The 15633-nt window shown below is 38.5% G+C and carries 13 protein-coding genes; 1 reads left to right on the top strand and 12 read right to left on the bottom strand.

The genetic code is table 11. The features are described 5' to 3' along the window. Positions 1 to 84: 84 nt before the first annotated feature. From LG377_RS01785 to LG377_RS01760, 6 genes are all read right to left on the bottom strand, one after another. Positions 85 to 2142, bottom strand: coding sequence for a beta-galactosidase (locus LG377_RS01785; protein WP_225743015.1), 2058 nt, complete (start codon positions 2140 to 2142; stop codon positions 85 to 87). 53 nt (positions 2143 to 2195) lie between these two features. After that, positions 2196 to 3050 (bottom strand): sugar ABC transporter permease, encoded by an 855-nt coding sequence (locus LG377_RS01780; protein WP_305067558.1) that lies wholly within the window; start codon positions 3048 to 3050, stop codon positions 2196 to 2198. Continuing rightward, a complete protein-coding gene (locus tag LG377_RS01775; RefSeq protein WP_225743013.1) occupies positions 3046 to 4302 on the bottom strand; it encodes a sugar ABC transporter permease in 1257 nt (418 codons plus the stop codon). Before LG377_RS01775 ends, LG377_RS01780 begins: the two co-directional genes overlap by 5 nt. A 73-nt stretch (positions 4303 to 4375) precedes the next feature. Further along, positions 4376 to 5647 carry an extracellular solute-binding protein gene (locus LG377_RS01770; protein ID WP_225743012.1) on the bottom strand — a complete coding sequence of 424 codons (1272 nt, stop codon included), beginning with the start codon at positions 5645 to 5647 and terminating at the stop codon, positions 4376 to 4378. Positions 5648 to 5774: 127 nt separating this feature from the next. Continuing rightward, the gene (locus LG377_RS01765; RefSeq protein WP_225743011.1) at positions 5775 to 6767 is read right to left on the bottom strand and encodes a LacI family DNA-binding transcriptional regulator; all 993 of its coding nucleotides are present in this window, start codon (positions 6765 to 6767) and stop codon (positions 5775 to 5777) included. A 71-nt stretch (positions 6768 to 6838) separates the two neighbouring features. Beyond that, positions 6839 to 8143: a TIGR02679 domain-containing protein gene (locus LG377_RS01760; protein ID WP_225743010.1), complete on the bottom strand. Its 1305-nt coding sequence runs from the start codon at positions 8141 to 8143 to the stop codon at positions 6839 to 6841. Between the two features lie 289 nt (positions 8144 to 8432). Between LG377_RS01760 and LG377_RS01755 the strand changes: the two genes are divergently transcribed. Continuing rightward, positions 8433 to 10673: a S8 family peptidase gene (locus LG377_RS01755; protein ID WP_225743009.1), complete on the top strand. Its 2241-nt coding sequence runs from the start codon at positions 8433 to 8435 to the stop codon at positions 10671 to 10673. Positions 10674 to 10731: 58 nt separating this feature from the next. Here LG377_RS01755 and LG377_RS01750 read toward each other — a convergent pair whose 3' ends face one another. From LG377_RS01750 to LG377_RS01725, 6 genes are all read right to left on the bottom strand, one after another. Continuing rightward, complete coding sequence (locus LG377_RS01750) at positions 10732 to 11052, bottom strand: hypothetical protein (protein ID WP_225743008.1); 321 nt, start codon at positions 11050 to 11052, stop codon at positions 10732 to 10734. A 103-nt stretch (positions 11053 to 11155) separates the two neighbouring features. Next, positions 11156 to 11869 carry a hypothetical protein gene (locus tag LG377_RS01745; protein WP_225743007.1) on the bottom strand — a complete coding sequence of 238 codons (714 nt, stop codon included), beginning with the start codon at positions 11867 to 11869 and terminating at the stop codon, positions 11156 to 11158. 42 nt (positions 11870 to 11911) lie between these two features. Continuing rightward, positions 11912 to 12592 (bottom strand): hypothetical protein, encoded by a 681-nt coding sequence (locus LG377_RS01740; RefSeq protein ID WP_225743006.1) that lies wholly within the window; start codon positions 12590 to 12592, stop codon positions 11912 to 11914. A gap of 43 nt (positions 12593 to 12635) precedes the next feature. After that, positions 12636 to 13514: a hypothetical protein gene (locus LG377_RS01735; protein ID WP_225743005.1), complete on the bottom strand. Its 879-nt coding sequence runs from the start codon at positions 13512 to 13514 to the stop codon at positions 12636 to 12638. Continuing rightward, complete coding sequence (locus LG377_RS01730) at positions 13495 to 14442, bottom strand: ABC transporter ATP-binding protein (RefSeq protein ID WP_225743004.1); 948 nt, start codon at positions 14440 to 14442, stop codon at positions 13495 to 13497. Before LG377_RS01730 ends, LG377_RS01735 begins: the two co-directional genes overlap by 20 nt. Continuing rightward, positions 14439 to 15632, bottom strand: a complete 1194-nt coding sequence (locus LG377_RS01725) for a hypothetical protein (protein WP_225743003.1) — start codon at positions 15630 to 15632, stop codon at positions 14439 to 14441. The genes LG377_RS01730 and LG377_RS01725 overlap by 4 nt, the downstream gene beginning before the upstream one ends. Between the last annotated feature and the right edge of the window lies 1 nt (position 15633).

Raw genomic sequence — 15633 nt, 5'->3', positions numbered from 1 at the left:
TTCAGGTAATCGCTACCATTTTATAACAAAACAAAATAAGGTATTGAAATAATCCAACACCCTATTCTGTTATCCTTATTTCTACTAATTATTTTTATCTACTACACGTACTTCATAAGGTTTCAGTGATACATGACCACTCAACGTTTCTCCCGTAAAGCTATCTTTGACGTCTTCCAAAATTTCAATTGCTTGCTCTTCTTCAGTAAAGTTCATGATAAATACGATAGAGCTTCCATCATCCAATAGTCTCCCTTGAACAGACACGCCAATACCATGCCCGACTTTCAAACCTGGAGACAGATCTAGCTTCTCAATTAGCTGATTATAAAAATCTCTGTTAAAGTCATCATCAGCTCTCGCTCCGATATAATAAGCTTCTCCGTCTTTATAAGTATTCAAAGTCACTGCGGCACTATCCGCGTAGAAATCTCTTTCATATCGAGCCAATACTTCTGCTTCTTTGACGTCAATAATCGTTGCGTAGTCACGAACCTTATACTGTTTGTTATTGAATGTCATTTCATTTGAATCACTTGCGTAGTAAGTATCTGTTTCAAGTGGTTCAATTCCGAACACTTCTTGAAGTTCTTTTTTCCACCCACCTAAATACGTTAGATCGTGTTCGTTGACTAATCCGGTAATGTAGCTTGAAACCAAGGTTCCACCATTCGCTACATATGATTTTAACCTTTGAACAGTCTCTTCGCTCATTAAATAAAGCATGGGCACAACAAGTAGTTTATACTCTTCAAATGTATTTTCTTTTGTGATGACATCAACAGGAATATCTTTTTCCCATAAAGCCTGGTAATGTTTTTGTAAGGTCTGTGGATATAATTTTGTCTGTAAACCAAACCCTTGCGTGTGCTCAAGCGCCCAATCACTATCCCAATCGTAAAGTATACCGACTTCCGCAATTCTTTGTGATCCTACAACCTTTTCAGAAAGATCTTCCATCGCTTTTCCAAGTTTAGCGACTTCTTTGAATACTCTATTTTCTGTGGAACCATCATGGTCAACGACTGCACCATGGAATTTTTCTGAAGACCCACGAGATTTTCTCCACTGGAAATATAGATTACTATCAGATCCATGTGCAAGCATCTGCATAGCAGAAAGATAATGCATACCCGGTCTTTTGGCTTTATTGAACTGATGCCAGTTCACATGGCTTGGGGTCGACTCCATTAGTAACCAAGGTTTCTGTTTCATACTCTTGAATGAGTCATTCATAAAACCAACTTTAGAAGCTAGTTCATAGGTTTTCTCATAATCATTATGCCATGCTGGATAAGCATCCCAGCTGATCACATCGACTTCTTTGGCAAATTTACTGTAATCCAACGCTCTAAATGGTGTGAAAGAAGGATTATCTGACATGAAATTTGTTGTAATCGGCACTTCTGGTGTCAATTCACGTAAAGGTTGGATCTCATCTTTATAGAAACTAATTGTCTGATCTGTTACAAATCTTCTCCAGTCCAAATTCAATCCATGTACAGCATTTTCTCCGATTGGAGAAGGCGACTCAATTTGTTCCCAGTTTGTAAAAGTGTGACTCCAAAAAGGCCCCCACCATGATTGATTTAATTTGTCTAAGTCGTTATTATATTGTACTTTTAACCAGTCTCTGAAAGCAGCCTGACATAGATCACAGTGACATTCCCCGCCATATTCATTTGAAATATGCCACATCAATAAAGCGGAGCGTTTTCCGTATCTCTCAGCTAATTTCCGATTCATTTCTTGTGTTTTTTCTCGGTAGTATGGAGACGTAAAGCAGTGGTTATGTCGAGCACCGTGAAGTTGTTTCCTTCTTAGCGCGTCCACTCTTAGCACCTCAGGATACTTCTGGGACATCCAAGCGGGTCTTGCTCCACTTGGCGTCGCTAGAATCATATTTCCACCCATCGCTTCTATTCTATCAAATATGTCATCGAGCCAATCAAATGTATATCTACCTTCTTCTGGTTCTAAAGACGCCCAGGAGAACATTCCTATTGAGAAGGTATTTGTATGAGCTTGCTTCATTAACTTGAAATCTTGATCGATAATTCCAGGATAATCTAACCATTGGTCAGGATTGTAATCCCCACCGTGGAGTAATCTTGCTTCTTTAGTTACTTGGTGCTTCTTCATTTAAACTGTCCCTCTCTTTTCTGCTTTTAAATTAAAATCATTAATAGAATACTTTATCCTTTTGTTCCTCCAGCTGTCAGACCAGATACAAAGTGCTTTTGTAAAAACAAGAACGCGATAGCTACGGGTATACTGATTAATATAGCTCCCGCGGCAAATGTTGTGTAACTTGCTCCTTGACGTTGGTTGACCAGATTATAAAGTCCCAAAGGTAGCGTATACGTCTGAGGTGATCTCAAAATAGTTGATGAAAGAATGAAATCTCCTAGTGGTCCAGTAAAACTATTCATCGCCACTACAGCAAGCATCGGTCTAGCCAGTGGCATCAAGATTTGCCAGAATATACGCGTACTTCCTGCACCATCGATACGTGCACTTTCATCTAATTCAATTGGAATCGAATCAAAATATCCTTTCATCAAGTAGGTGTTCATTGGAATCTGCCCGCCTATATATAAAAGAATCAATAACCAGTGATTGTTCATCATTCCGAGCATCTGAGCTAGTACATATAGCGCAATTAGCGCGGAAAACTGAGGAATCATTTGTAATAACAGGAATAAAACCAGTCCATTTTTTCTACCTTTGAATCTGAAACGAGAAAAGGCATAGGCCGTTAGGGATACACAAAACAATGTACCGACCATCGTAAATATACTTACTTTCATAGAATTAAAGTACCACTGAATATACTGGATACTATTATCTCCAGAAAATAATCTCTGGTAATGAAATAAGGTCGGATTATCCGGTATCATTTTCGTACTTACAAGACTGTTTCCCGGATTAAAACTAGCTCCGATTGTCCATAACAATGGATAAATAATCATAATCATGACGACAATCAAAAAACTATAGGTGAAGAATAATCGTGTTAACTTACTTTTTTTTGAAGAGATCATTTTAATTTACTCCTTTAAATGACTTTGTTCTTCTAAATTGCCATAGTGCAATCGAAATAACGAAAATAGACAATAGGATCGTTAACGCCGCTGCCAAAGCAAACTGACTCGATGACATAGTCAGAGAATAGATCCACGAGACTAATATATCTGTTCCTCCTGCATTGGAACCTGATACCGCTGGTCCACCGCCATTGAATAGATAAATGATATTGAAATTGTTAAAATTGAATGTATATTGAGTGATTATAATTGGTGAAATCGAAATAAAAATTAATGGTAAAGTGATGGTTTTAAACTTTTGAATTGCTGATGCACCATCAATAATAGCCGCTTCATATAAATCATCAGGAATGGATTGAAGTACGCCTGTCGTGACAATAAATACGTAAGGAAAACCTAACCAGCCTTGAATTCCGATCAATGCAACTCTTGACCAAAATGGATTTGTTAACCAAGGAATAGCTTCAATACCAAAGAACGAAAGCAAGCCGGTGTTGATTACACCAAAACTATCATTAAATAGTCCTGCAAAAATTAGGATAGTTACAAATCCTGGTACTGCCCACGGTAATACTAAAATAGTTCGGATCAGCTTTTTAAACTTAAGGTCTTTTTGATTCACTAGAACTGCTAAGAAAATTCCTATACTAACTTGCAGCGTTGTTGCCAATAATGTCCAGATGATTGTCCAACTAAGTACATCAAAAAATGTGGTTCTCCAAATATCTACTGTAAATATTTGAATAAATGTGTCGAAACCTACCCAGTTAATTAAATTAGCAGGAGGAGAATTATAAAGATTATAGTTTGTAAAAGCGATTGAGAAACTGAATAAAATTGGAAAAACAACTGAAAAGATCAGTAATAATAACGCCGGTCCACTAATTAAATACGGATAACCTTGATCTATTAAATTGAGATATTGTTCTTTTAAAGTGAATAAAGGTAATGACTCATCTCTTCTTTTTCCCACTCGGTATGCATCTCTTATGTTGAATCCATAGAAAGCTATACCAAACGCGACGACGATTACTGCTAAAATTCCCTGTGCTAATAGGAAAACAGAATTATCTCGAGGAACTTCTGTACCAAGTGTCACAATTCCCCATAAACCAATATTGAGTAAATCTGCAAAGACAAAGCCAAAAGCTATTGTCAGTACCAAAAACATAGCGCCTTTCAGCCATTGTCGATTGTAAAGTTGTCCCAATCCCGGAACGAGAGACAAAAGTGCTGCCTTATTTTTATGTTGCATGTTTCATGACCACCTTTTCCTTCTTCTTAACAGCAAAGGTATCTCCCTTAAGAGATACCTTTTACAAGCTCTATTAATTTCCGCTATGGTTTGCTTCTATCTGACTCTTGACTGACTCAACTGCCCCATCTAGTGCTGCTTTTGGTTCTTCAGAACCTGTCGCAATTGTTTGTAGTGCTGAATCTACAGGGGTCCATACTTCATTCATTTCTGGAATTCCTGGCATCAATTCTGCATATTGAGATTGCTCAGCTATTGCTTGTGCTGACTCACTTTCAGTAACGATTGGATCGTTAGCTAATGCTTCGATTGCAGGTACTTCCATTGTCTTTTCGTAACGAGTTAATTGATTTTCTTCGTTCGTCAACCATTCAACTAATTCTTGAGCAAGTTCAGGATACTGTGAGTAAGAACTTACGTTGTAACTTTTAACCCCTACAAATGAACTCATCTGATTGCCATCTCCTAGTTTAGGAAGTGCCATTACACCATAATCGATTCCGGCTTGTTCAAATGGCCCAAGGTTCCATGGTCCAGATATAACTGCTGCTGCTCTTCCTTCGCTGAATAAAGAATCCAAAACATTAATTCCTTGCTCCCCGATAATCCCACTTGGGAAAAGACCTTCTGCATAGAATTTTTGAATATATTCAGCTGCTTCAATTGCCCCTTCATTGTTTAAACCAATATCACTTGTATCGTAATTACCGTCATCATCCATACCGAAAACATAGCCGCCGTAACCACCCATAATACTTTGCGCGTAATAAATTTGATCCCATAATGCTAGGAATCCATAGTCATCGCCTTCAGTAGCCTCTTTAGAGAACTCATACCATTCATCCAGTGTTTCTGGTAGATTTTCTTCATCCACTAAGTCGCGGTTATAATATAAAATAGTCGTTTCAACTGCGTAAGGCAATCCATATACAACCCCATCTACTGTCTGAGACATCATAGCGGAATCTGTATACATACTTGTAACTTCTTCATCGACATTCAAAGCTTGAACCAAGCCTTCTGTTACAGCAGTGCCAAGGTTGTCATGAGGCATCGCAAAAACATCTGGTCCTGTTCCACCCGGTCCATCTAAGCGCAAGTCTTCAATATTATCTCCATAAGGTTTTTCTTGAACTTCTACTGTTACATTGTGTTCTTCCTCAAAAGCTTTAATGGCTTCTTCTGTCCCAACCATTTTGTCAACGTCTTCCCACATGACGATTGTCGCGCCGTCACTGTTTTCTGGGTCTGTTGACGTTTCACTACTAGATTCTCCAGGTCCACACGCTGCAAGAAGGGAGCTGACGATCAAACCACTACTCAATAAGTAAAATTTATTTTTCATAAAGTTACATTCCTTTCATCTCTTAAATCGATTGTCATTTAATTTACTTCTAAAGTATATAAAACCGTTTACCATATGTAAACGGTTTTATTTTACTTTTTTAGTAAAACATTTTACCGGAATGCAATCATATGGTTGTTTTCCGGACAATTAAATCAGATTCTATAAATAATTTTTTCCTGAAGGTTCTTTCTTCGAGAATTTGTTCCGACAAAAGCTTCATCGCATTCGATACTAAGGCGTTTACATTTATACTAAAGGTTGTCAGCGGCGGAGTAACGAATTTAGCTAAGCTGATATCATTGATGCTAATGATGCTGACTCTTTTAGGCACAGCGTACCCCCGCTTGTTCAAAACTTGAAGACATCCTAAGGCTATAGCATCAGACGCAACAAAAAACGCCGTTGGCATCTGATCATTCAGTTCGGAAATAGCCTGTTCCATTAGTTCAACACCTGTCTTAAATGTAAAACCGCGTTTAGTAAAAATATATTGTCTGTTCAACAACTGAATTTCTTCCATTTTCGCTACAAACTCTTTTTCTCTAATATCGGGATAATCTTTGTCTATATTTCTATCTACATAAGTTCCACCGATAAATCCAATCTTTTCGTGACCACTCTGAACGAAGTAATCAATTGCTCGGTCTGTTATTTCAAACAAATCAGGTCTAACAGAATCGTACTTAGTGGTTTCTGGAGAAGTATCTATGAAAACACCATTTTGAGTGATTGATTTCAAACGGTCTAATTCTTCTTTTTTAAAATTCCCTACTGCTATAAACCCTTGAATTGATGTTGGAACAACCTCTATTCCTTCTTCAATCGTATAGCAAGTAATTTCAATATTATATTTTTTTGCTTCTCTTTCGATTTCTTGCCTCATTTCTCCAAAATAGACATCTTCAAGTTCTGATTCTTGAGTCAACCAATAAAGAAAAGCAATATTTAATAGCGGAAAATCAAAGGTTTTTTTCCGATAACCTAATTTTTTTGCAGATTCAATCACTCTTTTTCTAGTAGTTTCCATAACGTTCAAGCTAGGATCGTTGTTCAATATTCTCGAAACCGTCGCTATAGATACTTTGGCATCTTCAGCCACTTTCTTTATTGTACTCATACCTTCACCTTCTCAATCTGTTTTACTATATAACTTGTGATGAGAGTATATTATAAAAGACGTCTAATAGTCTATTGGTAATAATACTTCAATTCACTGATCATCTCGTCAAGCAGCATTTCTTGGCAAGCTGGATTCCTTCTATCTTTCAATTCATCTTTTAAACAAGAGAAAATGTCCAAAGAATAGGTATTCAGTGTCTCGAGATCTTGGTCATTCAAGTGTTTATCTTTAGATCTCGAAGCGAGATAAGATGGAATGTCCATTTTCCAAGGTTGAGAGTTTTCTGGATACCGCATCAGTATGGTTTCCGCTCGCTTAATGCCTTCTGGGGTAATGTCTCCACAATATCTAATATCTGTTTCTTCTTCAGCAAGACGATCCAACAGTTCCATTGTTGCCAAGGTCAGCTTCCCTTGCGTACAAATCATAGGGACATTTGGAACTTCATCCAGAATACTTGAAAATACGACCGGGTTCTCAATCACCCATACAATTTGAGCTTCATGAGCTGGATAAGCAGCCACAATATTGATTAACTCTCGTATCGGAGCGTTCATCACACTATGTAAATGTGCGGCAGATTCCCACATAGGATGATATCCTTCTATCGTTTCTGCATAAAGATTCACTAGTGTTGTGTAGTTGGTAACATCGTCTCTCAAGATATTGAACTTTAATAAAAGCTGGTTCACTTCTTCGCTGCTCCCAGGAATGGTGACCGGCTCTATCGCATGGTATCTTGCATCTTCAGCAAGCACGTGAAGAAAAAGCTTTCCAAGAGTCGAATGGCGTTCGAAAGCGTGTGGTTCTCCGGCAACGATCTGCCCAAATAAGGCTAAACGGATGGGTCTTTCCGGTAATAGTCGAATGGCTTCAGAAAGATGTAGAACATGGTCTTCAAATACCTTCGGTGATTCAGAAATCAGCTGATAAATCCATTGGCTATCGTAGGTTCCCCTTTTAAGGTAATTGAACCAGCTTGTCAGTAGAGCATATTCTTTTTCAAGATAATCAAGGAAATTCTTCATTTCCTGATGCGGCTGCTTTCCTTCTGTTTCTTTAATACTCAGCATATCTTGGAAGTATTCTGTCAGAAACGCATCCAGTGATAAAGACAAATCGAACTGTTCCTGCATTCTGGCTTCAAACAGATTCGTGTCGATCGTTACAGTTTTATTATCTAAATCCAGGTCGGTTTTTAGAAATGTTTTAACAGGCTCAAGCTCTTCTTCTGTAAACTCTGAGACATCTACGGGTCCTAAAGGATGCTTAGCAGCGTCATATTCATTTTTGAATAACAAAAATAAATGAAAGAAGATTTCATTTGATTTGAAGTAGGTTAAAGCTCTTTTTATGGATTCAGGTCTATTCATGGGTCATTACTTCCTTTTTATTGAATTTATAAGTTTGATTAATAGAATATTCTTTATACTAAGCTGATTCTTTTCCTCTCAAAACACTTTATTTTCCTGATAAGGTCATTATAATGGATCGATAAGGTTATTCTTTAACAAAATATGTCAATTCCCGTTACAATTTGAAAAAACAGAGTGATTTCTCTCTAATATTGTAACACGTCTATGATAAGATATTTTTAATGATTCAAATGATTATCATGACAATTTGATAATTTTAATGACAAGATTCAAAGGAGATTGTTTAGTGAAGAAGCTTATACTTAAATTTGGTTCACTGTTTTTAGCATTTATATTTATATTTACACTGCTCGCTCCAACATATTCTGTTTTAGCTAGTAAAGAAACGGCTGACAGTGGCGAACTCGTTGATATCATCGTTCGTTATGAAGAAACCGTTCCAGATGCTGAAACGCTTGATCCAAGCTATCAAAATGTACGAACGCTCGACTTCCTACCGATTCAAACGATGACCGTTCCTGCTTCAGCAGTGAAAGAAATTAGCCAGAAAAAAGGCGTCAGACGAGTCAGTTACGATCAGGAAATGACAACTTCTGAAGACACGGAAGTTTCTAGTAGAGCTTTAACAGATAATGATTGGAATAATGAAATGGTCGGAGCTTTCGATGCTTGGGATGAAGGTATTACCGGAGCAGGCAGAAAAGTAGCGGTTATCGATACTGGATTTTACGATCATCCTGATATCACCTACGCTGGTGGATATAGTATTTTTGGAGAAGAAGATCCCTACACGAGTGATACAGATGGACACGGAACGCATGTTGCGGGTGTTATTGGCGCTTCTGCTCAGTCTTCTGTTCGAGGTATCGCTCCAGGCGTTCAATTATTTGGAGTAAAGGTGTATCCTTCTGGAGAAGGAAACTCTACTTCAGCCAGTAATTTATTAGCGGGTATTGAATGGGCTATTAGCCAAGGTGTTGACATCATTAACATCAGTTCTGGTTTTCAAAATCCGAATCAAGACATTCACGATGCTATTATTTCTGCCACAAATGCAGGTACCCTTGTTGTTGCCGCTAGTGGAAATGGATCTTCTGGTATAGATTATCCAGCTGCGTACCCAGAAGTGGTTGCCGTTTCTAGCGTGGATAGAAACAGAACAATTGCTAGTGACTCTAAGATTTCACTTGAAAATGAGTTGGCTGCACCTGGCCGTTCTATTAATAGTTTAAACAATACCGGAAGTGGTTACGTCGAAAACTCTGGTACCTCTCAAGCAACGCCGCATGTTGCGGGAATCGCTGCTTTATTAATGCAAAAACAAGGCACTCGACAAGTTCGTTCACTTCTTCGAAGCAACGCTACTGACCTTGGCCCTGAAGGTAGAGATGACCGTTATGGGTTTGGACTAGTGCGTTATTCAAAAGAAGTGCCTATTGAAGAAGAACCAACGGAAGAAACTCCAGAGGAAACCGTCCCTGAAGAAACGGAACCGGTTGAAGAAACCCCTTCTGAAGAAGTTGAAGAGGAACCTGAGACAGAACAACCTCAAGAAAACGAAGAAGAAGTAGAGACACCAACAGATTCAGAGCAACCGAGCACTGGAACTGAAACGGAGAGCCCTTCTGAATCTACAGATGTCCCTGAGGAGACAACACCTGAAGAAACTCCAGAAAACGAAGAGACCACTTCAGAAGAAGAACAACCTGTAGATATTTCTGAAAATGCTGTCTGGATTCGTCCGTCAGAAAGTAATGGAACAGCCTTGCTTTCTGAAGAAGACTTCGCATCTGTCGCAGACAATGGCGTAATCGCTGTTTCATTTGATGCTACGATGGAATCTATTGATCAACTTTCCTTAACGTCTGAACAAGTTCTTATGTTAAGAGAAAGAAACATCAGCATCTTGATTGCTAAATTGGATATGGAATGGCTCATTCCTTCAAGTAATTTCCAAGAAGGAGAAACGGTTTTAAGGTTCAGCAAAGATCTTTCACAAGAGGTTTCTAACATCGAAGAAGCTAAAAGCCCTCTTTATCAAATGAATATGACCGTAAATGGCGCAAGTATCACAGAATTCGAATCCGACATGACGTATCGCTTCTTTTCAGATGCTTCAGAAGAAAATCAAGATCACTTATATATCTGGAGTAACGATGAAGAAGAATGGATCATTCTAGATAGTACTTATAAAAATGGTGCTGTCGTTTCTAGTTTAAACGAAGTTGGAACGCTGGGTGTCTTCTCTCCTGCTGCTTTTGAAGAGACTGAAGAAGCAGAGGAAGAAGATATTGAAGAAGAAACAGAAGTCGACGAGGAAGAAACAGACGAAGAAGCTGTAGTGTCTGAAGATACACCGGCCAACAATAATCAAAACACAGAAGAGACTGAAGACACAGAAGCGAATCAAGCTGGCGTTTCTGATTCTGTAAACATCCCCAAGCCAGTTGTTATCATTAGCGTGGTGACCCTCGCATCATTTGGCGGAGGATTCTATTTCTTTGGTGGTAAACCAAAAATAAAATAGCTGAAATAAAGAATAGGAGAACCGAGCGATAGACTGCTCGGTTCTCCTATTTTTATAGTTAACTGAATCGATAAGACCCTCGACGTTTTTGCTTATTTCTAATGTAGTAAATGAGAGGATTTAAAATACTCAGAAATAGTATGGCTAAGTAAGTGTAAAAGCTGATAGAATCGCCTTCCAAGGAAAATCTATCTAGTAACTGATTTTCAATTACAAGCAGTACGCTAGCTATGACCAAATGAGTTACTGAAATCAACAAGATAGAGACCATGTTGATTTTGGAATCTCTTCCTTTGGGAATAAGAGAGACAATCAAAGTCAGCACCAGAAATCCTAGTAAAATATAAAAGATCGGACGAAATAGTGTAAAAGCTTCCATAGTTGCATTCAAGCTCCTTTCTCAGTAGTCTAAACTATATTTTACAGCGTACTGAGAACAAACACAATATCCGTTTGATGCTGAACAGATTACAATATACCTTCTAATATCCTAAACTCGTCCCTTTCGTCGGCTGGTGCCCTAAGTTCCAATTCTTAAACACTTCTGAAGGATGAATAATCGTGACTGGAATATCGCCCGATGCTTGATCGGCATCTGTTTGATTGATATAAAAAGTACTCAAATAAACTGGCGATTCAGCTATAAATCCTAACGATTCAAACCGATTATCCAATAGTCGGAACTGACTACCTGAAAGATGCGTCGGTTCGTTTGTATAAACGACCTCTCCTGTATAACGCCAAGCATATTTCTCTTCGTCTCCCATAGAAAAATAATGTTGCCGCCCAGTTGTTCCCAAATAGGTATACTCTATTTGTTCTTCTACTGGCTGTTCTTCGTACATATCCAACTCTTGAAAACGATCCAGCAGGTTCATAGACTGATAACTTTTTACGAGTTCTGGACTTTCCAAGACTTCGTAACCCATTATTTCGTAACGGTCTCTAACCCCAGCATTGACTAGGCTAGATTGCTCTAGCCAGTGACGATAGCTTGTGTGCTGAAAGTATCCATATCCAATAGCGCCTACTGCAGAAAGCAAAACAATCGCCGCTCCTATTTTTCTATTCTTACTTTTTTTATCTGTATAGTAAAAAAGAAATACGATGACAATTAAAAGAACCATTAAAACAACAAGTAATACCGGCAAGATCATCGTATAAAGCGTTTCTCCTTTTACCCAAAATTCATACATTTGTTTACCTTCTTTTTATTCAAATTTAACGCTGCAACCTCGTTACGATGTAATCCATTCTGTGAATGCCTCTGAAAACGGAAAAACTTCTGACGGAATCTCTTGTTCCGCTTGGTCAAACTCTTCTTGATTGATATAAATGGTTTCTAAATAATTCGGGGTACTTGGTGTGAATCCAAGCTGTTCAAATCGGTCATCATTCAATTCAAAAGAAATCCCTGTTATATGAGTTGTCTCTTCCGTAAACTCGACGTCCCCTGTATACCAGAAGGCATACCGTTCGTCGCCACCCAGCGAAAAGTAATGACGGTTGTCTCTTAAGCCTAAGTAGCGATTCGACAGTTCCCTGCTCTCTTTACGAACACGATACATATCTAACTGGCTATATTGTTCTCTTAAATCAATTCTCTGATAAGCTAAAGCCATCTTGGGATCTTCTAGTACAACGCTTCCCATAATTTCTCTCTGATTTCGAACACCGGGGTTGATATAAGCCGACTGCTCGATCCAATGTTGGTACTTTATGTGTTGCCAGACAGAAAAGACTAAGCTCCCTACAAAAATCGTTAAAAACATGCCCCCCATAATCTTTCTCTTCTTGCTATGTTTAGTCGTATAGTAAAAGATAAAGAGACCAACAATCAGGACTATAAAAAAAATAATGGCTACGATCGGCAACACTGTTCCATAAAAACATTCTGCTTGCTTCCAGAATTCGTACATCTTTTTCTCCCCCTTATGACCTTCTTATTCCCTTACTTCTATATCATTCTACTTTGATCAACTCTAGTGTATGAACCATCGGTAGAGATAAACGATCTCCTGTCTCAAGGTTCACTGTCGGTCTTTGGGTTTCAGCTTGTTCTATCGCTTCAAGTTGAAGCTGATATTCTGTTTCATTGAGATAACCGGCTTTTCGTTCCTCTGCGAGTTCTTCTTCGGTCATAGTAGCTTGAGGAACCGACAATTCAATAATTCTAGGTATCTGATCCCCTTGAAACCAGTACATGACGCCTACTCCAGGAGTAATGACGTTCGCAATTTCATATGTACCGGGATCAATCTGTTTTCCTACTTCATATTGACCAGTTATCAGTGTTGTACTCGTATCTACTTGCATCGAATCCTCATAATTAACCATGATTTCCGGATTTTCTCCGACTACTTTAATCAGATGACCTTCACGAAGATCTATATAGGCTTCTTTGATCCCTGCCGCATCATTGAACAAAGTTTCAAAGTAAAGATTGTCTTCTTCATCCATTATCGTTACTGTCCCTACATGAATGATCCGCTGATCAGGAGCAAAATTACTGTCTGCCCCCCTCATATAAACTCTACCAGCCGGTAAATCTTCACCAATTGTATATTGACCGGATTCTAAAAGAACGGGATCTCCCTCGGTAAAGTCCAGAGCCGGCTCGTTCAACGAAGGACTAAAGGGTTTTTGTAAATACAGTTTTTTATTCTCTCCAATGATTTCTCGGTGGTCTCTATAAGCAGCGACAGCTTCTTCGTCTATTTGGACAGGTTCTCCGTCATAAGTTGGTGTTCTAATACCCGCATAACCCGAGCATCCAGACAAGAACCCTATCAGCATAATCGTTCCAACCATTTGAGTGAGTTTACTCTGCTGTTTCAGCATTCGTCTGACTCCCCCTATCAAACGAATGAATTTCTAGTCCATAAATGTGCGAGTAGTATTCAGACGTGCCTAGTGGTCCGACTTTTAACTCTGTATTTTTCAGCGACCTAATTTGTCTAAACAACACTATCTGTTCTTCTTCGGTCAATGCGTCAACCGGAATACAAAGCATACTATTGCCTAAATGAATGGTCTCTTCAGGTAATAACATTGTCTGTTCCAAAATACGCACTTGTTCCTTTGAACAAACAACCTTGTAAAAATCCGGTTTCTGCTCATGATGATCATTGATTCTGAATAATGTCTTGTCTTTTAAGAAAAAGACTTTATCGGCATACTCATCTAAATTGTCCAATAAATGAGAAGCAACGATGATGATTTTCCCAGATTTCCTTAATTTAATTAAAATATCTGACACTAGTGAAACATTTTCTGGATCCAGACCATTCATTACTTCATCCATAAACATGACCGGTGTATTAGCAGCAACCATCATAGCAAAACAAAGTCTTTGTCGCATACCAAGAGAATAGGTTCTTACAGGTCGCCCGACATAGTCTCTCATCTGTAATTGATCAATAATATCATCCACAGCTAATTCTTTTCCTGACCAAACTTTTGCATACATTTGAATATGTTCGGTACCGGTAAAGTTTTCATATAGGTCATCTTGATTTGGAAAAAAAGTGATTTGTTTATGAAGTGCTAGTACATCTGCTTCTTTTTCTGTATATTGTTTCTCGTTCAAATAAACTTCGCCTTCTTGGACTGGAATAAAACGCATCACTGCGTTAAATAGAGTTGTTTTTCCTGTACCATTTGGTGCGACTAAACCAATGATGGTTCCTTTATCTACTGTAAAGCTGATATTTTCTAGTACCGTTCTCTTTCCATAAGCAATCGTTAAATTTTTCACGGTCAATGTCATAATGATTTTCTCCTTTTCAAACCGAGCGTCTGTGTCGGAATCAGATTAAAAATATAGTTGAAAATAAGCTCCAGAATCACCCAGAGTAAAAACAGGACGATTGGTAATTTCCAGATTTCTATTGCTTCTAATCCGTATAGTCTAGCGCTCGTTCCCTGAACGACTTGCTGAATATTAAAATAAAAAGAAGGTTGCCAAGAAGAGACGGACGTTAATTGCCCCCCAATTGCTGGAAGAAAATATAAGCCTGTTACAAGTAATATGGTTAAATAGATATTTCGAATCATCCAGCTTAGCCCATTCGCAATCAGTAATACGATAAAACTCAAAATCATGCCCGAGCTTAGCAAAATCAATGTATATTGCCAAATCGGAAGATATTCTATGGTCTGATTTAAATAAATGGGGACTGGATAGTTTAATGTTCCTGATGTCTCAAAAAACAGACTACTTAAATAGCTTGTAGCGACTCCTAGAAGTGTCACAGACCAGATGATTCCCCACAACATCAAACTCCGTGACCGCCATTGCCGCTTCCAAGAGATTGGAATTCCTTGAGTCACACTCCAGTTTTTGACTTGGTCTCTAGTAAACTGATCCCCCGCTAGAAGTGCGATGAAGATGAATAAAATGACTCCTGTTACTAACTCTACTTGCTGTTTCAAAATTTGTGAGGAGGCTAGCGGATTCCATTCAATATTCAAATCATCGACTTCAAGTGCTTCATAAAATTTCAAGTCTTTTTCTATTTCTTCTTCTGCTGGTAAATACACTTCTTTTAAAAGATCGAGTGACTCAAATTCCGTCGCGTTGTACAAAAATTGGTTGTTTTCAGCAATCTGACGACCGTTACTTAAATAATCAGAAACGACCTTTTCCACACCAGATACTGTATTTCCTTCTTGTTGTGCTAGTATGTATTGATTCAGTCCTATCAAAGTTGCATTTCGACCAAGTGCGCGCTGAACGTCTTCGCCCGTCTCCCCTTCAAAATGCTGATCGGGTATAAGCCTGAAGATTTGCTGTGCATCTGCATATTCTCCTCTTAGTTGCATAACCGGCAAAACCACTTCTTGCTGGCGATACAATAAAGAAAAAGTTCCGAAGAATAATAAAAACCCTACCGCTATGACTCTGGTTTTCCAATCTCGTACAATCTTTAACCACTCGAAATAGGCAATTTTTTTCATC

This window comes from Marinilactibacillus sp. Marseille-P9653 (assembly GCF_916618885.1).
Lineage (GTDB): Bacteria > Bacillota > Bacilli > Lactobacillales > Carnobacteriaceae_A > Marinilactibacillus.
Note: the sequence above shows the minus strand (reverse complement) of the source record. Positions and strands in the feature narration are given on the sequence as shown.

Excerpts from the sequence above, each read along its gene's own strand:
- LG377_RS01785 (WP_225743015.1), bottom strand. The coding sequence starts at position 2,142 with ATGAAGAAGCACCAAGTAACTAAAGAAGCAAGATTACTCCACGGTGGG.
- LG377_RS01775 (WP_225743013.1), bottom strand. The coding sequence starts at position 4,302 with ATGCAACATAAAAATAAGGCAGCACTTTTGTCTCTCGTTCCGGGATTG.
- LG377_RS01770 (WP_225743012.1), bottom strand. The coding sequence starts at position 5,647 with ATGAAAAATAAATTTTACTTATTGAGTAGTGGTTTGATCGTCAGCTCC.
- LG377_RS01765 (WP_225743011.1), bottom strand. The coding sequence starts at position 6,767 with ATGAGTACAATAAAGAAAGTGGCTGAAGATGCCAAAGTATCTATAGCG.
- LG377_RS01760 (WP_225743010.1), bottom strand. The coding sequence starts at position 8,143 with ATGAATAGACCTGAATCCATAAAAAGAGCTTTAACCTACTTCAAATCA.
- LG377_RS01750 (WP_225743008.1), bottom strand. The coding sequence starts at position 11,052 with ATGGAAGCTTTTACACTATTTCGTCCGATCTTTTATATTTTACTAGGA.
- LG377_RS01745 (WP_225743007.1), bottom strand. The coding sequence starts at position 11,869 with ATGTATGAATTTTGGGTAAAAGGAGAAACGCTTTATACGATGATCTTG.
- LG377_RS01740 (WP_225743006.1), bottom strand. The coding sequence starts at position 12,592 with ATGTACGAATTCTGGAAGCAAGCAGAATGTTTTTATGGAACAGTGTTG.
- LG377_RS01735 (WP_225743005.1), bottom strand. The coding sequence starts at position 13,514 with ATGCTGAAACAGCAGAGTAAACTCACTCAAATGGTTGGAACGATTATG.
- LG377_RS01730 (WP_225743004.1), bottom strand. The coding sequence starts at position 14,442 with ATGACATTGACCGTGAAAAATTTAACGATTGCTTATGGAAAGAGAACG.
- LG377_RS01725 (WP_225743003.1), bottom strand. The coding sequence starts at position 15,632 with ATGAAAAAAATTGCCTATTTCGAGTGGTTAAAGATTGTACGAGATTGG.